The organism is Exiguobacterium sp. 8H, assembly GCF_902506255.1.
Lineage (GTDB): Bacteria > Bacillota > Bacilli > Exiguobacteriales > Exiguobacteriaceae > Exiguobacterium > Exiguobacterium profundum.
On record NZ_LR733429.1, the window covers coordinates 223,377 to 245,950 of the forward strand.

General features: G+C 50.2%; 20 protein-coding genes, 1 other RNA gene, 1 pseudogene and 1 other annotated feature (1 of these 23 only partly in view). Of the genes and pseudogenes, 17 read left to right on the forward strand and 5 right to left on the reverse strand.

What is annotated here, in order from left to right; genetic code table 11:
• Window positions 1–37 (forward strand) — a binding site (T-box leader) (it extends 198 nt beyond the left edge of the window).
• A 43-nt stretch (window positions 38–80) separates the two neighbouring features.
• Both hisS and aspS read left to right on the forward strand, forming a co-directional pair.
• Window positions 81–1,361 carry a histidine--tRNA ligase gene (gene hisS, locus GVY43_RS01085; RefSeq protein WP_074037952.1) on the forward strand — a complete coding sequence of 427 codons (1,281 nt, stop codon included), beginning with the start codon at window positions 81–83 and terminating at the stop codon, window positions 1,359–1,361.
• Entirely contained in the window at window positions 1,358–3,130 is a 1,773-nt protein-coding gene (aspS, locus tag GVY43_RS01090; protein ID WP_159562000.1) for an aspartate--tRNA ligase, read from the forward strand. Before hisS ends, aspS begins: the two co-directional genes overlap by 4 nt.
• Before the next feature lie 107 nt (window positions 3,131–3,237).
• Here aspS and GVY43_RS01095 read toward each other — a convergent pair whose 3' ends face one another.
• Together GVY43_RS01095 and GVY43_RS01100 are read right to left on the reverse strand one after the other, a co-directional pair.
• Window positions 3,238–3,459, reverse strand: coding sequence for a hypothetical protein (locus tag GVY43_RS01095; protein ID WP_159562001.1), 222 nt, complete (start codon window positions 3,457–3,459; stop codon window positions 3,238–3,240).
• The gene (locus GVY43_RS01100) at window positions 3,432–3,782 is read right to left on the reverse strand and encodes an iron-sulfur cluster biosynthesis family protein (RefSeq protein WP_015881180.1); all 351 of its coding nucleotides are present in this window, start codon (window positions 3,780–3,782) and stop codon (window positions 3,432–3,434) included. Before GVY43_RS01100 ends, GVY43_RS01095 begins: the two co-directional genes overlap by 28 nt.
• Window positions 3,783–3,901: 119 nt before the next feature.
• Between GVY43_RS01100 and GVY43_RS01105 the strand changes: the two genes are divergently transcribed.
• A complete protein-coding gene (locus GVY43_RS01105) occupies window positions 3,902–5,614 on the forward strand; it encodes an ABC transporter ATP-binding protein (protein WP_159562002.1) in 1,713 nt (570 codons plus the stop codon).
• Window positions 5,615–5,714: 100 nt separating this feature from the next.
• On the forward strand, window positions 5,715–6,755 hold the full coding sequence (locus GVY43_RS01110) for an alcohol dehydrogenase family protein (protein ID WP_159562003.1): 1,041 nt from the start codon (window positions 5,715–5,717) through the stop codon (window positions 6,753–6,755).
• A 24-nt stretch (window positions 6,756–6,779) separates the two neighbouring features.
• On the opposite strand, the gene GVY43_RS01115 is transcribed toward GVY43_RS01110, so the two are convergent.
• Window positions 6,780–7,427 carry a YitT family protein gene (locus GVY43_RS01115; RefSeq protein WP_159562004.1) on the reverse strand — a complete coding sequence of 216 codons (648 nt, stop codon included), beginning with the start codon at window positions 7,425–7,427 and terminating at the stop codon, window positions 6,780–6,782.
• A 343-nt stretch (window positions 7,428–7,770) separates the two neighbouring features.
• On the opposite strand from GVY43_RS01115, the gene GVY43_RS01120 reads away from it, so the two are divergent.
• The 3 genes from GVY43_RS01120 to GVY43_RS01130 all read left to right on the forward strand — a co-directional run bounded on the left by GVY43_RS01120 (window position 7,771) and on the right by GVY43_RS01130 (window position 10,109).
• Window positions 7,771–8,985 (forward strand): DASH family cryptochrome, encoded by a 1,215-nt coding sequence (locus GVY43_RS01120; RefSeq protein WP_159562005.1) that lies wholly within the window; start codon window positions 7,771–7,773, stop codon window positions 8,983–8,985.
• A gap of 74 nt (window positions 8,986–9,059) precedes the next feature.
• Window positions 9,060–9,246, forward strand: a non-coding RNA gene (ssrS, locus tag GVY43_RS01125) — 6S RNA.
• Between the two features lie 95 nt (window positions 9,247–9,341).
• Window positions 9,342–10,109: a ThiF family adenylyltransferase gene (locus tag GVY43_RS01130; RefSeq protein WP_159562006.1), complete on the forward strand. Its 768-nt coding sequence runs from the start codon at window positions 9,342–9,344 to the stop codon at window positions 10,107–10,109.
• Window positions 10,110–10,121: 12 nt separating this feature from the next.
• Here the strand turns inward: GVY43_RS01130 and GVY43_RS01135 are convergent, their stop codons facing one another.
• Window positions 10,122–11,438 carry a replication-associated recombination protein A gene (locus GVY43_RS01135; protein ID WP_074037449.1) on the reverse strand — a complete coding sequence of 439 codons (1,317 nt, stop codon included), beginning with the start codon at window positions 11,436–11,438 and terminating at the stop codon, window positions 10,122–10,124.
• Window positions 11,439–11,498: 60 nt separating this feature from the next.
• Between GVY43_RS01135 and cymR the strand changes: the two are divergent.
• From cymR to GVY43_RS01155, 4 genes and pseudogenes are all read left to right on the forward strand, one after another.
• A pseudogene (cymR, locus tag GVY43_RS01140) lies at window positions 11,499–11,907 on the forward strand (cysteine metabolism transcriptional regulator CymR).
• A 17-nt stretch (window positions 11,908–11,924) separates the two neighbouring features.
• Entirely contained in the window at window positions 11,925–13,061 is a 1,137-nt protein-coding gene (locus tag GVY43_RS01145; RefSeq protein WP_159562007.1) for a cysteine desulfurase family protein, read from the forward strand.
• Window positions 13,062–14,183, forward strand: coding sequence for a tRNA 2-thiouridine(34) synthase MnmA (gene mnmA, locus GVY43_RS01150; protein WP_074037444.1), 1,122 nt, complete (start codon window positions 13,062–13,064; stop codon window positions 14,181–14,183).
• Window positions 14,184–14,193: 10 nt separating this feature from the next.
• Window positions 14,194–14,853, forward strand: a complete 660-nt coding sequence (locus tag GVY43_RS01155) for a lipopolysaccharide assembly protein LapB (RefSeq protein ID WP_159562008.1) — start codon at window positions 14,194–14,196, stop codon at window positions 14,851–14,853.
• Between the two features lie 61 nt (window positions 14,854–14,914).
• On the opposite strand, the gene GVY43_RS01160 is transcribed toward GVY43_RS01155, so the two are convergent.
• Window positions 14,915–15,463 (reverse strand): VOC family protein, encoded by a 549-nt coding sequence (locus tag GVY43_RS01160; RefSeq protein ID WP_159562009.1) that lies wholly within the window; start codon window positions 15,461–15,463, stop codon window positions 14,915–14,917.
• 115 nt (window positions 15,464–15,578) lie between these two features.
• Here GVY43_RS01160 and GVY43_RS01165 point away from each other — a divergent pair, with 115 nt between their 5' ends.
• From GVY43_RS01165 to GVY43_RS01190, 6 genes are all read left to right on the forward strand, one after another.
• Complete coding sequence (locus GVY43_RS01165; protein WP_159562010.1) at window positions 15,579–16,265, forward strand: hypothetical protein; 687 nt, start codon at window positions 15,579–15,581, stop codon at window positions 16,263–16,265.
• Window positions 16,266–16,335: 70 nt separating this feature from the next.
• Window positions 16,336–18,543, forward strand: coding sequence for an ATP-dependent RecD-like DNA helicase (locus GVY43_RS01170; protein WP_159562011.1), 2,208 nt, complete (start codon window positions 16,336–16,338; stop codon window positions 18,541–18,543).
• A gap of 309 nt (window positions 18,544–18,852) precedes the next feature.
• Window positions 18,853–21,495, forward strand: a complete 2,643-nt coding sequence (alaS, locus tag GVY43_RS01175; protein WP_159562012.1) for an alanine--tRNA ligase — start codon at window positions 18,853–18,855, stop codon at window positions 21,493–21,495.
• Between the two features lie 37 nt (window positions 21,496–21,532).
• Entirely contained in the window at window positions 21,533–21,799 is a 267-nt protein-coding gene (locus GVY43_RS01180; protein WP_015881196.1) for an IreB family regulatory phosphoprotein, read from the forward strand.
• 1 nt (window position 21,800) lies between these two features.
• Window positions 21,801–22,223, forward strand: a complete 423-nt coding sequence (gene ruvX, locus GVY43_RS01185; protein ID WP_015881197.1) for a Holliday junction resolvase RuvX — start codon at window positions 21,801–21,803, stop codon at window positions 22,221–22,223.
• Between the two features lie 13 nt (window positions 22,224–22,236).
• Window positions 22,237–22,533, forward strand: a complete 297-nt coding sequence (locus GVY43_RS01190) for a DUF1292 domain-containing protein (RefSeq protein ID WP_015881198.1) — start codon at window positions 22,237–22,239, stop codon at window positions 22,531–22,533.
• Window positions 22,534–22,574: the final 41 nt, after the last annotated feature.

Genomic DNA, 22,574 nt, shown 5'->3' on the forward strand with positions numbered 1-22,574 from the left:
GTACCACGGGAAACTGACACAGGCTCTCGTCCCTTTGCGGACGAGGGCCTTTTTGTATTTTTAAGGAGGGAAATGTGATGATGAAAGCACCACGCGGTACACAAGACCTGCTTCCGGGCACGGTCGAGACGTGGCAATATGTCGAAGAAAAGCTTCGCGACATGAGCGCCCGTTATAACTATAAAGAGATCCGCACACCAATCTTTGAAACAACGAACCTGTTCACACGCAGTGTCGGGGAAACGACGGACATCGTCCAAAAAGAGATGTTCACGCTCGTGAAGAAAGGAAAAGACGAGTACACGCTTCGCCCAGAAGGGACGGCATCTGTCGTTCGTGCGTTCGTGACGAACAAACTGTTCGGAAATCCGGATCAACCGACGAAGCTCTACTACATGGGACCGATGTTCCGCTATGAGCGTCCGCAGAAAGGTCGCTTCCGTCAGCTTCACCAATACGGTGTCGAAGCGATCGGCAGTAGCGACCCGGCCGTTGACGCTGAGGTCATCAGCCTCGCCTATTCGATTTACAAGTCGTTCGGACTTCAGAAAATCAAAGTCGTCGTCAACTCGCTTGGGGACGCGGAAAGCCGCAACGCCCACCGCGATGCGCTCATCCGTCACTTTGAGCCGGTGGCAGGCGAACTTTGCCAAGACTGTCAGTCACGCTTGTATAAGAATCCGCTTCGCATCTTGGATTGTAAGGTCGACCGCGATCACCCGTCGATGAAGACGGCACCGTCGATTCTTGAATATTTGAACGAAGAGTCGAAGGCCTATTTCGACCAAGTGCTCGCACAACTCGATGCACTTGGTGTCGCCTATGAAGTCGACCCGACGCTCGTCCGTGGACTCGATTACTACACGCACACTGCGTTTGAAATCATGTCTGAGGCAGAAGGATTCGGAGCCATCACGACGCTTTGTGGCGGCGGACGCTATAACGGTCTCGTACAAGATATCGGCGGACCGGACATGCCGGGAATCGGTTTTGGAATCGGGTTGGAGCGTCTCATCCTCGCATTAGAGAATGAAGGAGTCCTACCTGAACTCGAGACAGGACTTGATGTCTTCATCGTCGCCCAAGGCGGAAAAGAAGTCGAATTGACGGCGACACGCCTCCTACAACTCCTCCGCATGGAAGGGTTCAAAGCAGACCGTGATTACCAAGGACGCAAGTTCAAAGGACAATTCAAACAGGCGGACCGTCTGAAAGCCAAGTTCACAGTCATCTTAGGGGATGACGAAGTCGAACGAGGGTCAGCCGCCTTGAAAGATATGACGACTGGTGAACAAGTCGACGTGCCACTCTCGGCCGTCGCAGACAAAATTCGTGAACTATCGGAAGGAGCAGGACAATGATCGGACGCACACATATGAACGGCCGCGTGACAGAGTCACTCATCGGCCAGGAAGTACAATTAAAAGGATGGGTACAAAAACGTCGTGACCTCGGAGGTCTCATCTTCATCGATCTTCGTGACCGCACAGGGATCGTCCAAGTCGTCGTTCGCCCAGAGAACGAAGCGGTCCACCAACTCGCGGAGACGATTCGTAGTGAGTTCGTCCTCGACGTGAAAGGGACGGTTCTCGAGCGTGAGAACAAGAACCCGAACTTGCCGACAGGAAATATCGAAGTCATCGCTTCAGAGATCAACATCTTAAACGCTGCGAAGATGACACCAATCCCAATCGGTGACGAAGCGGAAAACGTTTCAGAAGACCTGCGTCTCAAATACCGTTACCTCGACCTTCGTCGTCCGGCGCTCCAAGAGACGTTCCGTCTCCGCTCGAAAACGTCGAACACGATTCGTAACTTCTTGACGGAGCAAGAGTTCCTTGAAGTCGAAACACCGATTTTGACGAAGTCGACGCCAGAAGGCGCACGTGACTATCTCGTACCGAGCCGTGTCCACGGTGGTGAGTTCTATGCACTTCCACAATCACCACAGCTCTTCAAACAGTTGCTCATGGTCGCAGGATTTGACCGTTACTTCCAAATCGCACGCTGCTTCCGTGACGAGGACCTTCGTGCAGACCGTCAACCTGAATTCACACAAGTCGACATCGAAACGAGCTTCATGGACATCGAAGACTTGATGGCGATGATGGAATCGATGATGGGACAAGTCATGGAATCGACGCTCGGTCGTACGGACACACCAGCGAAGTTCGAGCGGATGACACACGCGGAAGCGATGCGTCGTTTTGGTTCGGATAAGCCGGACACGCGCTTCGGTCTCGAACTCATCGACGTGGCAGACGCTGTGAAAGGTGCTGGCTTTAAAGTGTTCGATGCAGCACTCGAATCAAACGGGCAAGTCAAGGCGATCAACGTCAAAGGTGAGGCGGACAACTTCTCACGTAAAGACATCGACAAGCTTCAAGAGTTCACGGCGGTGTACGGTGCGAAAGGTCTCGCATGGCTCAAAGTGACAGCGGAAGGCTTGAACGGTCCAATCGCGAAGTTCTTTGATGAGACATACGCACAGAAGCTAATTGAAGCCACAGATGCAGAAGCAGGTGACCTTCTTCTCTTCGTCGCATCGAAACCAACTGTCGTTGCAGACAGCCTTGGCGCACTCCGCGTCAAGCTCGGTCACGAACTTGGTCTCATCGACGAGTCGAAGTTCAACTTCCTTTGGGTAACGGACTTCCCACTCGTAACGTTTGAAGAAGAAGACGGTCGCTTCTATGCGAACCACCATCCGTTCACGATGCCAAACCGTGAAGACCTCCATCTTCTCGAGACAGATCCGGCAAGTGTACGCGCGGTTGCGTATGACCTCGTCTTGAACGGTTACGAACTCGGTGGCGGTTCACAGCGTATTTATGAGCGTGACATTCAAGAGCGCATGTTCAAATTGCTTGGTTTCACACAAGAAGAAGCGGTTGAACAGTTCGGCTTCTTGCTTGAAGCGTTCGAATACGGTACACCGCCACATGCGGGAATCGCACTCGGTCTCGACCGTCTCGTCATGATTCTTGCAGGTCGTTCGAACCTTCGCGACACAATCGCCTTCCCGAAAACGGCTTCGGCAAGCTGTCTCTTGACGCAAGCACCGAGCCCTGTCGCGGACGCGCAACTCGAAGAGTTATCGATTCGTACGGCAATAAAAGAGAAAAAATAAGCATAAAAAACGAGGGTTGCCATGGCAATCCTCGTTTTTTGTATGTGTGAAACGGATTTTGGATTCAACACGAGATGGTAGATATTTAATTGGAACACATCCTCTTGTTAACGTTTATCCTCTTCTCGCTGCATATATTTCGCTGTTCGCTGCAACGCGAAACCAAAGGCAAACAGCGAGGCGATGACGGCGGACGTCGTATAGACCGAATCGATAAACGCCAGATAGATTCCAAGTAGCCCGAGCCCGAAACTCACGAAAAAGAGAATGAAAAGTCTCGGATGTTGTTTCAGTGTCTGTTTCATCGGCTCGGAACGTTCAACTGACATCCTGTGCCGTCCGTCACGAGTAGATTCGAATTGAACACTTGGCCGTCACTCTTCAAGACGAGCGTACGACGGTCTTCGAGGAAATCGATTTTCATCTGTTCATCTAAAAACACTTTTGTCCAGTTTTTGATTAAGATTGGTCCGATGTTTGATTCGATTTCAACGTCTTCCGGAGTCGTCTCGGTTACGTATCGAATCTCAAAGATTCCGCTGTTCCCACAACCACAACCTTCTGTCTCGTAAAAGAGGTGCATCTGTCCTTCGCGTTCGCCTTTCAATGACTCGATTCGTTCGAGGGCACGATCTGTAATGTGTACATGCATGTGTATCACTCCTTACTTTTATTATACGCCGTTTGAAAAAAGAATGAAAAAGGGATGCATCCTGTTTTCCACCTTTCGGAAAAAAGCGTACACTTAATGAAGAGAAGGGGGAAGAGAGAATGATTTCACGTTTTTTTAGTTATTATCGACCACATAAAAAGTTATTCCTACTCGATTTTTCATTCGCAATTCTCGTCGGACTGCTTGAACTTGGATTTCCGCTTGCCGTTCAATGGTTCATCGACGACTTGTTGCCGGGTGGGGAATGGAACTGGATTATCATCGTCAGCATCGGTCTGTTGATTCTATACATATTGGCCATGATGATGCAGTACGTCGTCAACTACTGGGGACATAAGCTCGGCATCAACATCGAGACGGACATGCGAGAAGAGTTGTTCACGCATATCCATAAACAGTCCTTCCGCTTCTTTGACAATCATAAGACCGGCCATTTGATGAGCAGGGTCACGAACGACTTGTTCGATATCGGGGAAGTGGCGCACCATGGACCGGAAGACTTCTTTATCGCCATCATGACGTTACTCGGTGCGTTCGGGATCATGTTCTCGATCGACCCTGAACTCGCACTCGTCACCGTTGTCGCAGTACCGTTCCTCATCATCATGATCACGTATGCGAATAAGAACATGAACAAGGCGTGGCAAAAGATGTACACGAATATCGGGGAAGTGAACGCGCGCGTCGAGGACAGTGTGTCCGGGGCACGCGTCGTCCAATCGTTTACGAACGAGGCGTTCGAAATCGGGCGTTTCCAAAAAGACAACAACTTCTATCGCGGCTCGAAGATTGAAGCGTATCGCGTCATGAGTACGTCACTCGCAGGTATTTATATCACGACGCGTCTTATGACGTTGCTCGTCCTTGTATACGGGGCGTACTTGACGTATGAAGGACAGTTATCGTACGGACAACTCGTCGGCTTCATCTTGTACATGAATTTACTCATTAAGCCGATTGAAAAGATCACGGCGCTCCTCGAGATGTATCCGAAAGGGATGGCAGGGTTCAAACGATTCACGCAGTTGCTTGATGAAGAGCCGGACATTGAGAACCGAGCGGATGCGACCGAGGTCGAAACGTTGACAGGTGATGTCGTCTTCGACGACGTCTCATTCGGCTATTCAGACTACCGTCAAGTGTTGACAGATATTGATTTGTCGATCGAGGCAGGGACGACTGTGGCCTTAGTCGGGACGAGCGGGGCTGGAAAGACAACCATCTGTTCACTCATTCCACGTTTTTATGACGTCACAAAGGGTGCCATCTCGATTGACGGCATGGATATCCGGGACATGACGAAAGAAAGTTTACGTCGTCAAATCGGAATTGTGCAACAAGACGTCTTCTTATTTGCGGGTACGCTACGGGAGAACATTGCTTACGGGAAACTGGATGCGACCGATGCAGAGATCATGCATGCGGTGGAAAAAGCACATCTCGGCACGCTCGTCGAAGAGCTCGAGCACGGTCTTGATACACAAATCGGAGAGCGTGGACTAAAACTCTCCGGAGGTCAGAAACAACGCATCGCCATTGCGCGTATGTTTTTGAAAAATCCGCCGATTTTAATACTCGATGAGGCGACCTCGGCGCTCGATACGGAGACCGAGGCCATCATTCAGGATTCATTAAATGAACTGGCAGCAAATCGAACGACGCTCATCATCGCGCACCGTTTAGCGACTGTAAGGAATGCCGACCGGATTCTTGTCGTGACGGCAGAAGGAATCGTAGAAGATGGAACGCACGAAGAACTCAGTCAAAAAGGTGGCGTCTTCACGAACCTGTTACAACGTCAACAACTATAAATCGAGGGCTGCCTGATAAAGGGCGGCCCTTTTTGGCGTGATAACAGTATTTCGTGGGTAAATACTTATGGATGAACGAAAGCGAAGGAGGCAAAATACCATGAAAGCTGTACAAGTCGTAGGATATGGGGACGTTGACCAACTCCAAGTGGTTGATATCCCGAAACCGTCTCCGAAAGCGGGAGAAGTGCTGATCAAGGTACGCGCCTGCGCGATTAACAATACGGAAATCTGGATGCGAGAAGGGGCTTATGGAACTGGGGAGAAGTCAGGATGGCGCCCGGAAGGAGTCCAGTTCCCACGCATTCCCGGTTCAGACATCACTGGTGAAGTCGTCGAGCTCGGAGATGGGGTCGACCAAGGGATGATGGGTCGACACGTCGTCTTATTCCCGTTCACCTCGAGCGGACCTGAGCGAAAGGAACACTTGTCGGACGATATGTCCTTTATTGGATCAGAGTATGACGGGGGCTATGCGGAGTATGTATCATGGCCGGCTGACCTTTGTTTTGACATGCCGCTTGATGATTTCGTCGAAAGTGCAGTCTTTTCCGTAAGTGGTCTCACGGCTTGGCATATGAACGAGCAGTTACACATCCGTTCCGGTGAGACGATTGTCGTCACAGGGGCAAGTGGCGGGGTCGGCTCACTCAACATCCAAATTGCGGCGAACGTATTCGGGGCGAATGTGTTCGCTATCGTCGGTGATTTGAAAAACGAGCAAGAGTTAAAAGCGCTTGGGGCGACCGAAGTGTTTTCCTATCGTTCTGAGTCGCTCGCCGATGATATCATCGCTGCGAACGGTGGCCCGGTCGATGCCGTGCTTGACGTCGTCGGGGATGCGTTATTTGATGTGTCTCTTCAAGTCTTGAAAAAAGGTGGGAAGTTCTGTATCTCTGGTTCGGCGGGAGGACAGACGACCCATCTCGACTTCCGGACGCTGTACTTGAAACATATCGCGATGTACGGGTCTGTTCTCGGGACACGATATGAATTCGCGGAGATGTTGCGCTCGATTGCCGAAGGGAAGCTAAAACCGGTCATTGACCGGACGTTCCCGCTTGAAGAGGCACGTGAGGCACAGGCGTATTTTAAACAATCGGGTAAGTTCGGAAAGATTGTGCTCATTCCGAACACATAAAAAGAGAGGAGATCTCCTCTCTTTTTATGCGAATTTTACTTTGAGACGATCGACATAGGCGATGAACAGGCGGAACCGTTCTAGCCAAAACTGGAAGAACGGACCGATGAGGAAAATCGATAAGACGGTCCCGAAGAAAAGTGGCCCGCCGAGTGCCCAACCGATGAGACAAGCGGTCAGTTCCATCCAAGTCCTCATGGCACGGACGGACGTTTGGAAACGGTCTGCTAAGGCAAGTGTCAATCCATCGCGTGGACCTGCACCGTACCCGACGGCGACATAGAGACCAGCTCCCATGCCCATCACAAATATGCCGAATGTGAGCCAAACAATATTCACAATCATCCCTTCGAAAACAGGGAGCCATTGCTCATTTAATATCACGTTCATGAACACCCCGACGAACACCGCGTTAACTAGAGTTCCGAACTGAGGACGGATGCGGTCGAGTATGTATTTAAATAGAACGAGTAAAAGACCGACGCATAAAATCACCGTCCCGATTGAAATCGGAAGATGGTGAGCGATACCGATATGAAGGACGTCCCACGTGGAAACCCCGAGATTTGCCATGATCATGATGGATGAACCGAGCGCGAGTAAGAACAACCCGGTCATGAAGAGACCCCATTTGAAGAGAATGCGTAAAAGGTGGATAGGTCGGACGTGCACGAACATCGCCTCGTTTCAATAGAATGATTGATTTATCTTAGCACAGGCGATTGAAAAACATAAAAAAAAACGTCTCAGCTTATTGGCTGAGACGTGAGTGTTATTTCTTCGGTGTTTTCTTTGCTTTGTTCTTTTTATAGTAATCGTAGACGAACGGTGCGACCGCCGTCGCGATTTTAATCAATGTTCCCATTTTGCCTTTCTTAGCCATTATGCTGCACCCCTTTCTCTTCTAGAAGAATATATTCCACACAATTTGATTTTGAAAACATATCTCGAGCACATTCCATCTTCATGACAAAGATTATAACCCATCATACTATAGGGTGGAGGAGGTCTATTGATGAAAACAATCATATGGTACCAAAATGATTTACGTGTTGATGATCATTTACCGCTTGAAGAGGCACTTCGCCATGACGATCCGATCGAAGGTCATTTTTTTATCAATCCGAATCAGTTCGTTGAAAATCGTTATGGCGTCATTCCACTTGGGAAGGAGCGACTTCATTTCTTGAAGGAGTCATTAGAGGATGTGGCCGGTTCACTCGACGCACTTGGTATCCCATTTCACGTGCACGTCGGTCATCCGCTCGAAACGCTCGACCCGTCCGACCGTCTCTTGTTTCAGCGGGCAGTCGGATACAATGAGCGCCGACGTGAAAATGAAGTGATTAAAAAATGGAAAGGGGAGTACGAGACGTTCGGTGGATTCACGTTATTTGAAGAGGGCGATATCCCGTTTGAGAAAATGCCGTTTCTCTTCACGGAGTTTCGAAAAGCGGTCGAATATGATGTACGTCCCCGAGAACTGATTTCCCGTAAGGCGACGGCTGCCACACGCGAGGTGACGTTCCCATTTTCGATTCAAGAAGTAAAGCAAGACCCGAGGACGGCGTTTCCGTTCAAAGGTGGCGAATTGGCAGCGAAGCGTCGATTGAATGACTATTTGTCCGTGCCGATTCGAACGTACAAAGAAACGAGAAATGGTTTTGGTGTCGATGACTCGACGAAGCTATCTTCTTATTTAGCGAACGGCTCGTTATCACCTCGACGGGTATTCTTTGAACTCGAGGCACATGAACGAACGCATGGGGTAAATGAATCAACGTACTGGCTGTACTTTGAACTATTATGGCGTGAGTTCTTTCAATGGGTCGCACTCGAGCAAGGGAAAAAATTATTTCGATCACAAGGCATCCGGTCGAAACGGAAAGACTGGCGAGTCGAGGCGGATGTCATTGAAAAATGGCGAAAGGGAGAGATGGGTGTTGATTTCGTAGATGCGTTTATGCGCGAACTGAATGCGACGGGATGGATGTCCAATCGGGGGCGACAAATCGTGGCGAATTATTTTTCAAAAGAGTTAAAACAAGATTGGCGTTACGGGGCTTCCTACTTTGAATCGAAACTAATCGATTACGACGTGGCGAGCAATTGGGGGAATTGGGCGTACCAGGCGGGTGTTGGGAACGACTCGCGCGACCGCCGTTTCAACATCGAGCGTCAACAGTTCACGTATGATCCGGACCGTGCGTTTCGTAACAAATGGTTGTGACCAAAGTGTCACGTGAAGTCGGCGTTTCTCATTGACTTCTTTTTACAGAAGCGCTATAGTTAAATCAACAGATGGGATACCTGAGGTGTACGAGAGCCGCCTTCGTTATTTTGAGCCAACACTTTGAATACGGGAGACCGAACTGCTAACCAGATCAACTGCCTCATCACGTGCAGGAGGACTTGTGAAGGAAACGCTAGGTCACCCACCTGCATACGCAGGTTCAAAAGCAAGGCATCGTCACGGCACTCCGGGCCCCATCGATTTTTTTGTAAATACGTCGCGAGACGTCTTTTTTTTGAATATAATTCCGAGTAAAATAGTATGAGAAAATAGAATTAGTTGGAGGAAGAAATATGCTACACCAGTTTTCACGAAATGAATTGGCCATCGGCTCTGAAGGCCTTGATGCTTTAAAGAATAAAACGGTCGCGATTTTAGGCGTCGGCGGTGTCGGCTCATTTGCGGCAGAGGCACTTGCGCGCAGTGGCGTCGGACGCATCGTCCTCGTCGATAAAGATGATATCGATATCACGAACGTCAACCGACAAATCCACGCACTGTTGTCGACGGTCGGTCAACCGAAAGTCGAAGCGATGGGGAAACGTCTCCTCGACATCAACCCGGACTTAGACCTCGTCCAATTGAAGATGTTCTATACAGAAGAGACATATGAAGAGTTCTTCGCTCAAAACATCGACTACGTTATCGATGCGTCAGACACGATCATCTATAAGATTCATTTAATCGTAGAATGTAAGCGTCGCGGCATCCCGGTCATCTCAAGCATGGGGATGGCGAATAAGATGGACCCGACGCGCATCAAGGTCGTCGACATTAAAGATACGTCATATGACCCGATTGCGAAGATGGTCCGTACTCGTCTACGTAAAGAGAAAATCTACAAAGGCGTCCCGGTCGTCTTCTCGGACGAATCTCCAATCGTGACACGCGAGGACGTGAACGAGGTCGTCGGGAAGAAAGACGCCCCGATCCGTAAAGCGAAGATGCCACCGAGCTCGAACGCGTTCGTCCCATCGGTTGCAGGACTTGTCGCTGCGGGATACGTCATCAATGACTTGCTCGAACAAGCGGGCGTCGAAATCAACCGCATCCAAAAATAAAACGACGCTGGCTCATTTCGAGTCGCGTCGTTTTTCCCAATAATCGAGCCGTTTTTGAATTTGTTGCTCGAATCCACGTGGCGTCGGTTTATAGTAATTTGGTCGTTTTCTAGCCAAGTTTTCTGGCCAATAGTTTTGAGGGACGAACCCGTCTTTTTCGTCATGTGGATACTTGTATCCGACCCCGTTCCCGAGTTCACGTGCTCCTGGACTATGGGCATCCCGGAGATGTACGGGCACAGGGCCTCCCTCGACTGTCCGGACGTGGTGAAGCGCCTTGTCGATGGCGGTGATGACCGCATTTGATTTTGGAGCGGTTGCCAAATAGAGAACGGCTTCTGCGATTGGGATGCGAGCTTCCGGAAAACCGATGTACTCGCTCGCTCGTGCTGCTGCATCGACGATGAGAAGTGCGTTCGGGTCGCTCATTCCGATATCTTCGGCGGCATGGACGTATAAACGACGCATGATGAATCGCGGAGATTCGCCAGCCTCAATCATGACGGCTAGCCAGTATAGCGCGGCATCCGGGTCAGACCCCCGAATCGATTTGATAAACGCCGAAATGACATCGTAATGTCGGTCGCCCGTCTTATCGTATTTGATCGACTTCTGTTGAATCGACTCTTCCGCGACCTCTAGCGTGATATGAATCTCTCCGTCCACCTCAGGCGTTGTCAAGACGGCGAGTTCGAGTGCGTTCAATAGGACACGGTAGTCACCATCCGCCATTTTGATATAATGGTCTGCAGCAGCTTCATCCATTTTGACCGGATAATTTCCGAGACCACGTGAATCGTGTAGCGCCCGCTCAAGGACGGCACGTAACTCTTCAGCACCAGGTGGCTCGAGTCGAAATACGGTCGCGCGTGACAGGAGTGCGGCGTTTACTTCAAAACTCGGGTTTTCGGTCGTCGCTCCGATGAGGACGAGCTTTCCAGACTCAAGGGCAGGAAGGAGCGCGTCTTGTTGGAGCTTATTGAACCGGTGGATCTCATCTAAAAAGAGAATCGTCCGTTCGTCTTCATAGTCGAAGCGGGACTCCGCTTCACGAATGACGTTCCGCAATTCATCGAGTTTTGCTGTGACGGCGTTCAATTGGACGAATGTCGCTTTCGTGTAATTCGAAATAACACGGGCAAGTGTCGTCTTACCGGTGCCAGGTGGACCATATAGGATAATCGTACCGAGTCGATCGGCTTCGATGGCACGACGAAGTAGCTTGCCCTCGCCGATGATATGGCGCTGTCCGATAACGTCATCTAATGTTTCGGGGCGCATCCGATTGGCGAGCGGTCCGCCATTCGATTGATGAAATAAATCAGGCATACGTAACCATTCCTTTCGACAAACGTTTGTTCGATTAGTATAACAGAAGGAGACTTGAAGATGAAAATATCTACTAAAGGCCGTTATGGCTTGACGATTATGATTGCGTTGGCACGAGAGACTGATAACAAACCGCTCAGTTTAAAAAAAGATTGCGGCACGACATGAATTGCCAGAGCATTACTTAGAGCAATTAATCGGCCCACTCCGTAACGGTGGACTCGTCAAGAGCGTGCGTGGTGCGTATGGCGGCTATCAGCTCGTCAAACCGCCAGAAGAAGTGACAGCGGGTGAAATCATTCGCTTGCTTGAAGGACCGCTGGCCATCGTCGAAGAATCTGAAGCAGATGATGCGGTGAAACGGAAGCTTTGGGATAAAATCAAAGAAGCGATTGATACCGTCCTTGATGAAACGACACTCGCTGACCTCGCTGAGGAAGAGTCAGACGGCTACATGTTTTATATTTAATAATGAGGTGACCTTAGATGAACTATTTTGATCACGCTGCGACGACACCGATGCGACCAGAAGTCCTCGAAGCGATGACACCCTACTTTTTAGAGACGTACGGGAATGCGTCGAGCATCCATGGGATTGGACGTAACGCCCGGGCGGCGCTCGATTCGTCACGTCGCGTCCTCGCGAAGTGGATCGGTGCTTCACCGAACGAGATCGTCTTTACGTCAGGTGGGACGGAGTCGGATAATTATGCTTTGTTCGGTGCGGCGTATGCCCATCAAGAAAAAGGCAAACATATCATCACGACAAAAGTCGAACATCACGCCGTTCTTCACGCGATGGAGCAACTTGAGCGCGAGGGCTTCGACGTCACGTATCTCGATGTTGATGAGTCGGGAGCTGTAGATATAGAAACGTTCCGATCAGCGTTACGTGAGGATACGATTCTCGTATCGGTTATGTACGGCAACAACGAGGTCGGAACGCGCCAACCGATTCAAGAAATCGGGGAGTTGTTACAAGACCATCAGGCTCTCTTCCATACGGATGCGGTACAAGCGCTCGGTACAGAAGAAATTGATGTGAAACGTATTCATGTCGATTTATTGTCGGCGTCCGCACATAAAGTGAATGGACCAAAAGGTATCGGTTTTCTTTTCATGAAAACAGGTGTAAAATTAGCGTCACGTTCTTTTGGTGGACAACAAGAACGTAAACGTCGAGCCGGCACGGAAAATGTTCCGGGTGCCGTCGGATTCCAAAAAGCAGCTGAACTCGTCATGGCAGAGCGTGAGGACCGAGTGACTCTCTATGCTTCGCTCGATTTGGCACTGCGTCAACGTCTTGACGAACTAGGCGTAACTTATGAGGTGAACGGGTCGAATCGTTTACCTCACATCGTGAACCTATACCTCCCTGGAATTGACCTTGAACCTTTCCTCATCATGATGGATATGCGGGGCATGGCGATTTCGAGCGGGAGCGCCTGCACGGCGGGGTCGGTCGAACCGTCCCATGTATTGTCGGCGATGTACGGGGATTCAGAGCGGACGCGTCAGTCTGTTCGAATCAGTTTTGGCCACGGTAACTCGGTCGAGGACGCGAAACGGCTCGCGGAGCGACTAGAAGAAGTCGTCTCGACATTTATGAACGGAGTGAGATAGATGAATTTACGCACGAAAGCCCCTGAAGAGACGACGGTCGTCGTTGGGATGTCAGGTGGCGTCGATTCATCGGTGACGGCCCATGTGTTAAAAGAACAAGGGTATAACGTCATCGGAATTTTTATGAAAAACTGGGATGACACGGACGAGAACGGTGTGTGTACGGCGACAGAGGACTATGAAGACGTCATCGCCGTGGCGAACCAAATCGGGATTCCTTACTATGCGGTCAACTTTGAAAAAGAATATTGGGACCGCGTCTTTGAATATTTCTTAGCGGAATATCGTCTCGGTCGGACGCCGAACCCGGACGTCATGTGTAACAAAGAAATCAAATTCAAAGCATTCCTCGACCATGCGCTTCGACTCGGTGCCGATTTTGTAGCGACCGGACACTATGCGCAAGTGAAATATGTTGATGGTGAGCATCGTTTGTTACGAGGAAAAGACGATAACAAAGACCAAACGTATTTCTTGAACCAATTGTCACAAGACCAGCTCGCGCGGACGATGTTCCCGATTGGTCATATGGACAAGAAAGATGTACGTGCGATTGCCGAAGAGGCAGGACTCGCGACGGCGAAGAAGAAAGATTCGACGGGAATCTGCTTTATCGGTGAACGGAACTTTAAAGAATTCTTGTCGGAATACCTTCCATCACAGCCTGGTGAAATGCGGACGCTCGATGGCGTCGTCAAAGGACGTCACGACGGGTTGATGTATTATACACTCGGACAACGTCACGGTCTCGGAATCGGTGGCGACGGTGATCCTTGGTTCGTCGTCGGGAAAGATGTTGAGAACAACGTCTTGTTCGTCGGACAAGGGTTCCATCACGACGCGCTCTACTCAGATGCGCTGCTCGCTTCGAAACTATCATGGACGGGAGCTGCTTCATCAGGAGAGTTCCGGGCGACGGCGAAGTTCCGTTATCGCCAACAAGATGTCCCGGTCACGATCGCTCCGCTCGAAAATGGCGAGGTCCTCGTCAAGTTCGATGAACCACAACGTGCCATCACGCCAGGACAAGCGGTCGTCTTCTATGATGGCGACATCTGTCTCGGTGGGGCAACGATTGACGAAGCGTATCGAAACGGAAAACGACTCGACTATATCGGATGAGGTGATTGATATGAACGCAAACGAACAAGGCATCCAAGCGATGCAGCAAGGTGAATTCGAACAGGCGGCCAAACATTTCAATGAGGCCATCGAAGCGAACCCGACGGACCCGACTGGTTTCGTCAACATGGGGACATTGCTCCAGGCGATCAACGATTACGATCGTGCCGTCATCTTCTATGATAAGGCGATCGAGCTCGATGGTTCGTTCGGTGCCGCTCACTACGCGAAAGGTGCACTTGCCTATGAACTCGAGCAATTGGAGTCAGCGGAGGCGTCGCTTCGCCAAGCGCTCCTTTCTGGCATGGATGATGCTGATCTTCATTTCATGCTCGGGTTGACGTATAAGGCGATGGGTGATTTCGTTCGAGCGATGCCACGCTTGCGTGAAGCGAAAAAACAATCGCCAGAAGACGTGGAGATCACGTTCCAATACGGACTTGCACTCGCACAGAGTGAACAGCTCGAAGAGGCGGTCGTTGCGCTAGAAGAGACGCTCGATCTCGATGCGAGCCATACGGATGCCCGTTACAACTTGGCAATCGCATATGCGTTCTTGGGTGACCAGGAACGAACGTACGCTGAGCTTCAACGCGTCTTGGAGATGCAACCGGATCATGAACTTGCGCGTGACGCCATCACGAAGATGGATGCGCTGCTTGGAAACTGAAACGTATGAACAAGAAAGTGCCATCGCGATTGAGCGATGGCACTTTCTTTAGTTATCGCAATCAAAGTTGCTTCGTTGTGATTTTGACGGGTTCTCCGGCAAACTTGCCGTATGCTTCGTCCATATTTTTCGTATACAGTTCGATGATGTTATGGCTCGGGTCTTTGAAGTACGCCGAGCGTTCTTTCCCATTCTTCGTCTCATCTTCGTCCCACGTCCGAAGTTTAACAGGGACATCGGTCTCATCTAAGATTTCGAGAGCCTGTTCAAACGACTCCATCGGAACGAAGAACGCACAGTGGACGTGGACGCCACCTTCATCATAGAGTGTGTCCCATTCCGTCACGTCCTGTTTACGGTTCGCATCCTCTTCTTCCGTAAAGTCGCGCTTCAACCAAAGACCTAACCGTGTGTTCCCACCGATATAAAGCCATGTTGCCCACGGCTCGTTCGCCTGCTCTTGTGATTCACTCGGCTCCGCATCGTCTCCGACCCATTGTTCGACGACAGGAAGACCTAATTTTTCATGCCAAAAAGCTACAGCTTCGTTCATGTCTGTCACTTCTAACACGAGTTCGCATAATCCGCTTACTGGAATTCGTTTGCCCATAGATGATTCCTCCTTCAATGTGTCATTCGAACAGTTCCCCGTTTCTTTGAATCAAAAACGCGACTAGCAGTATTGAAGTGGGGGAATGACAACCTATAGAAGGAGGTCGAGTGGCTTGCGAAAATTCAGCATGGTCAGCGTCATTTTGTTTTTCATTGTCGAGTATGTGTGGTTGAATCAATTATTTGAATCGGTAAATGAACGATTGGCAGACGGAAAATGGACGAATACGATTTTGTATCAAGTGGTCGTTGAACCACGTGGACTCTTAACGTTAATCCTTCTTTTATTCATAGCGCTCCTTCTCGTCGGATGGACAGTTCACTATGTGTACAGTGAGCAAAAGTCTTGGCAACATACATCTGAACATGTCGGTGTGGGGTGGCTCGTTCCATTGATTCTGGCATTACTCGGATTTCTTATTCCAAACGTGTATGTTCAAGTCGGGATCATACTCCTTCAAGTAACGTTCATTCCGCTCATTCCGTTCATCCATCAGACCGTTCCATTCTGGAAAGTCGTGACGAACTGGTTGATTCAGTTGGCTGTCATCGGTCTCGTCCTATTTGGGGCGAGAGGGATGCTTGAGGACTCGATTCGAATCGAGAAGACCGAGCTCTTCACAAAACTCGAGGCATATCAGGCATCTGGTGACTTGGACAGGATTCAGAGATTAATTGAAGAAGTGGACTTGGATCAGGTTGAGCGCATTTTGGACCGAGTCGATATCGAACAGTTGATACGTATTTTGGAAGTCGTCGATCTCGACCGAATCGAGCAAATCTTAAACCTGTTCAATTAGGGCATTTGTTCAATCGATTCATCTCGGGCTATAATGGATGATGGAAAAATAGCTGGAGGTGTCGGATATGATGGCAGCACCTTATGAGTTGACTGGAAAAGTCATTCGAGTCCTGTTTCAATCAGAAGAAGAGGCGCATACGATTGCGCTCGTACGTATTAAAGAAAAGAATTTTGAGACGGATGAGACCGAGATGGTCATCGCTGGCGTCGGAGTCGGCATCGAAAAAGGCGAGACGTATAAGGCGCACGGTCGTCTCGTTGACCATCCTCGATTTGGGAAACAGATGAAAGCGGATTGGATTCGTCGTGTCGTCCCGATGACGAAACGTGCAGCCGTCCGCTTTTTGACGAACGGGTCTTTTCCCGGAATCGGTCAAAAGACGGCGCAAAAGATTGCGGATTCTCTTGGAGACGATTGTATCGATCAAATCGTCAAACATCCGAGTATCCTGTCTGAGGTAGACGGATTGAAAGAAAAGCAGGCGCGTGTGATCACCGAACGCCTGAACGTTTTATATGGGGTCGATCAGTTGCTTTTGTTTCTCGCTCCATTCGACGTGACGCCACGTCTCGCCTCGAAAATTCATAAAGAGTATGAAGGACGGGCGATGGAGACGATTGAGAAGAATCCGTATGCGCTCATGTACGATGTACAGGGGATTGGATTCAAGACGGCGGATGCCATCGCGGCACATTTTGGGATTCAAGGCATTCATCCTGAACGCATCGCGGCAGCCGTGCTGTACGTATTAGAACTCGAGCAAGGGAACGGTCATCTCTACGTGACGGCGGAACAACTCGAAGCCGAGATGCCTCGAATCATCGGGGCTGATCCGGGGGATGCGCTCGTCACGGCGCTCGAATCGCTCGCTAAAGAAGAACGGGTCGTCATCGAGGATGGGGTCGTCTATCATCCCCGTGTCTTCCGTGCCGAACGGAAGGCGGCAGAAGAGTTGGCCCGAATCATGGCGACATCGACGACAGAGGACGTGGACATGACGACCATCTTTGACGCGGTCGGACGTGTCGAGGAAATGTTCTCGATTGAATATGCCACTCAACAGCGAGAAGCCATCGAACTCGCCCTCAAGTCACCGCTCATGGTTCTTACCGGTGGACCGGGTACCGGGAAGACGACGGTCGTTCGAGGCATCATTCATGCACTCAGCGATGTCTTCGATTGGAAGTTAGAACCCGTTCCGAACCAACCGTTCCCGTTCGTCTTGGCCGCACCGACGGGTCGAGCGGCGAAACGCCTCAGTGAGTCGACCGGGCTACCGGCCTCGACGATCCACCGTCTGTTAAAGTTCGACGGAAGTTCGTTCCAAGTCGATGAGACGAATCCACTTGTCGGGAAAGTGCTCATCGTCGATGAGGCGTCGATGATTGACATCTTTTTGTTCCGAAGTTTGCTCAAAGCGGTACCGAACGGCATGAAAATCTTGTTCGTCGGAGACCGTGATCAGCTCCCATCTGTCGGACCGGGGCAAGTACTTGCCGATTTGATGGCGACAGAAGGGATTCCGGTCGTCCGCCTTGACGTCGTCCATCGTCAAGCGTCGGAGTCAAGTATCCTCCGTCTCGCCCATTCGTTGAATGCGAAGAAAATGCCAGACGATTTGTTGGCGTCACTGCCAGACCGGCGTTTCTATACGGCGAACCAAGAGACGGCGCTTCAAGCGATTTGTCAGATGGCAGGAGCGGCTCTCCGAAAAGGATATTCACCGTTTGATATTCAAGTGCTCGCACCGACATATCGGGGTGTCTGTGGAATTGATGGGCTGAATGAAGCACTTCAGAACGTATTCAATCCAAAATCGAGTGCCCGTGAAGTGAAACATGGGACGCGCATTTACCGCAATGGCGATAAAGTGCTACAACTCGTCAACAACGCCGAGGAAAACGTCTATAACGGGGACATCGGAGAAATCACGAACATCTTCTATGCGAAGGAAAACGTTGATAAGGTCGACAAAATTTATATTCGATTCGATCAGACAGAAGTCGAGTACAACCGTAGTGAATGGGACCAGTTCACCCACGCCTACGCCATCACGATCCATAAGTCACAAGGGTCCGAGTTCCCGATCGTGCTCATGCCAGTCTTCTTCAACGGGGGATTCCGGTCGTCACGTAACTTGATTTATACAGCCGTGACTCGGGCGAAGAAGAGCTTACTCTTGTTCGGTGATGTGCGTGCGCTTGAGGCGGCGACGCGAGAAGAGGAACCAGTGCGACGGACAAAATTGGTCGAACGCTTAGGTGGGAAGTCTTGACGTCTTTCCGAACGCGTGTGATAATGACGAATAGACAACTGAAACGATACAGACGATGAAGGAAATGAGTACGTCGTCACCACCTCTACAGAGACATCTTCCTAGGCTGCGAGAAGATGGGGGTCGGCCGACCGAAGCTATTCTGGAGTCCCCACTCAACCTGGGCGCCTCATCCACGTTAACGGATGTTCGAGGCACGGTGTATACCGTGCGAACGAGGGTGGTACCACGAAGCGATGCTTTCGTCCCTTTCCACAGGGGCAGGCATCGCTTTTTTTCGTTTCGTTCAGAAATAAGGAGGAATTGTTCATGAAACCGCTCAAATCATTGACTGGCGCACAGATTCGCCAAATGTACTTAGATTTCTTCAAATCAAAAGGGCACAGCGTGGAGCCGAGTGCTTCACTTGTACCGGTTGAAGATCCGACTTTGTTGTGGATCAACTCAGGTGTTGCGACATTGAAGAAATACTTTGATGGACGTGTGATTCCAGCGAACCCACGTATCGTCAACGCTCAAAAATCGATTCGAACGAACGATATCGAGAACGTCGGGAAGACAGCACGTCACCATACGTTCTTCGAGATGCTCGGGAACTTCTCAGTCGGTGAATACTTCCGTGAAGAAGCGATCACATGGGGCTGGGAACTGTTGACGAGCGACGAATGGTACGGACTCGATCCGGACCGTCTCTCCGTCACGATTCACCCGGACGATGAAGAATCAAAACAAATTTGGTTGAACCTCGGTATGCCAGCTGACCGCATCATCCCGCTAGAAGATAACTTCTGGGAAATCGGTGAAGGTCCATCTGGTCCAAACACGGAAATCTTCTTTGACCGTGGTCCAGCATTCGGGGACGACCCGACAGACCCTGAACTTTATCCGGGTGGGGAGAACGAGCGTTACCTTGAAATCTGGAACATCGTGTTCAGCCAATATAACCATGACGGACACGGAAACTACACAGAGCTTCCGCGTAAAAACATTGATACAGGGATGGGACTCGAACGGATGGCGAGCGTCCTTCAAGACGTACCGACAAACTTCGATACCGACCTCTTCATGCCGATCATTCGTGAAACTGAAAAAATCAGTGGCGACGTATACCGTCAAGACAGCAGCAAAGACGTTGCGTTCAAAGTCATCGCGGACCATATTCGTACAGTATCGTTCGCAATCGGTGACGGGGCACTTCCATCGAACGAAGGACGTGGCTATGTCCTCCGTCGTCTTCTCCGCCGTGCTGTACGTTATGCGAAGATGCTCGGAATCGAGCGTCCGTTCATGTATGAGCTCGTCGATGTCGTCGGAGACATCATGGTCGACTTCTACCCGCAAGTGAACGAGAAGAAAGACTTCATCAAGAAAGTCATCAAGAACGAGGAAGAGCGTTTCCACGAAACGTTGAATGACGGTCTCGCAATTTTGAACGAAGTCGCGAAAGCACAAAAAGCTGCTGGGTCAAACGTGATCAGCGGTCAAGATGCATTCCGTCTTTATGACACGTATGGCTTCCCGCTCGAATTGACAATCGAATACGCAGAAGACCATCAGATGACGGTTGACGAGGACGGTTTCAAAGAAGCGATGAACGAGCAACGTGAACGTGCACGTCAAGCGCGTGCTGACGTAGAATCGATGCAGATTCAGTCGGGTGTGCTTGCAGACATCACGATGCCTTCGACATTCCTCGGTTATAACAACCTTGAGACGAACGCAAAAATCATCAGCTTGATTCACAACGGCGAACTCGCTGACGTCGTCGCTGCAGGGGAAGAGGCACAAGTCATCCTCGATCAGACACCATTTTACGCTGAGAGTGGCGGTCAAATCGGTGATAAAGGACAAATCGTCGGCGAAGACTTCCTTCTTCGCGTGAAAGATGTGTCGAAGGCACCGAACGGACAGAACTTGCATACGGTCACGGTCGAGTCAGGTGTGGCGAAAGCGGAAGTAGCCGTCACGGCTTCTGTCGACCAAGCATCGCGTCAAGCCATCGTCAAGAACCACACGGCGACGCACCTCTTGCACCGCGCACTCAAAGATACGCTCGGGGAGCACGTCAACCAGGCCGGTTCACTCGTGACACCAGATCGTCTCCGTTTTGACTTCTCTCACTTCGGTCAAGTGACATCAGAAGAGCTTCAATCCATTGAGCGTCAAGTGAACGAGAAGATTTGGGCCTCGATCGGTGTCGATATCGAAGAGATGAACATTGCGGATGCGAAAGCAAAAGGCGCGATGGCACTCTTCGGCGAGAAGTATGGTGATGTCGTTCGTGTCGTATCAGCAGGAGATTACTCGGTTGAGCTTTGTGGTGGGATTCACGTCTCCAACACGGCTGAAATCGGACTCTTTAAAATCTTGTCTGAATCAGGGATTGGCGCTGGGACGCGTCGAATTGAAGCGGTCACGGGAGCTGGCGCATATGAAGTGATGAACCAACAAATCGAGACGCTCGAAGCGACAGCGAAACTGTTGAAGACGAAACCACTTGAAGTTCCTGCACGCGTACAAGCACTTCAAGCTGAAATCAAAGAAGTCGAACGCGCTTCAGAGTCGCTTAAAGCGAAACTTGCCAACATCGAGGCATCTTCATTAACGGATGCGATCGAAACGATTGGCGGCGTTCAATTGATTGCGAAACGCGTCGATGGACAAGATATGGATGCCCTTCGCAGCATGGTCGATGACTTGAAAGTTAAACTCGGTTCTGCCGTGATTATCCTTGGTTCGGCGAACGGTGAGAAGGTCAACCTTGTCGCAGGTGTGACGAAAGACTTGAACGATCGTGGCTTCCATGCCGGAAAACTGATTAAAGAAGTCGCGACACGCTGCGGTGGTGGCGGTGGCGGTCGTCCAGACATGGCACAAGCAGGTGGCCGTGATGCAACAAAACTGGACGAAGCATTGAAGTTTGCTTCACATTACGTCGAATCACTGGCATAATAGAGTGTGAAGTGCAAACGGAAAGAGGTGGATTCTTGTGAGCCAAATGGATCGCACGATGCAATTCAATTTTCCAGAAGATGATCAACGTGCTAACACACGTGAGACGCTGATTACGGTATATCAAGCACTCGAGGAAAAAGGTTATCAACCGATCAATCAAATCGTGGGATACTTACTGTCAGGTGACCCTGCCTACATTCCACGTCATAATGATGCGCGAAACTTGATTCGCAAAATTGAGCGGGATGAACTTCTCGAAGAGTTGGTCAAATCGTATTTGAACGATCGTAGAGAGGATTAATATGAAGCGAGTCATGGGACTCGATGTCGGATCGAAGACGATTGGTGTCGCGGTGAGTGACCTGATGGGATGGACGGCGCAAGGTGTGGAGACGGTCTACTGGACCGAACCTGACTTTGACGAAGCCGTCCGTCTCCTTCGTCCGTTTATCGAGCAGTACGATGTGAAAGAAGTCGTCGTCGGTCATCCGAAAAACATGAATGGGACAGTCGGCCCGCGTGGTGAGGCGTCCGAGGCATTTGCCGAGGCGTTCACAGAACAGACGGGTTTACCTTGCGTGTTGGTGGATGAACGATTAACGACGATGCAAGCGGAACGGATGCTCATTTCAGCAGATGTCAGCCGCAAAAAGAGAAAAGCGGTCATCGACAAAATGGCGGCCGTGATGATTTTACAAAACTACCTGGATCGTTCCGGGAAATAAGGAGGAATCTCTCATGGCAGAAATCCGTCGTGAAGAAGAAATGTACCGTATTCCAGACGAAAATGGAGACGAACATTTATTTGCAGAAATTTTCCGTATGACGAGCGACCGTTCGAAAAAGACGTTTGTCGTACTCGAACCGGTTGGCGCACCAGAGACAGAAGATGAAGATACGATTGAAGTATACGCATTTGAAATTGAAGAACTTGAAGATGGCGAATTCATCTTGAAGCTCGTCGAAGACGATGAAGACTTCGATGAGGTCATGGAAGCATTCGACATCGTCAATGACGAAGTCGGTCTAGACTAAATAGGGGACGGGCGACTAGGGAATATCCCTCGTCGCCTCTC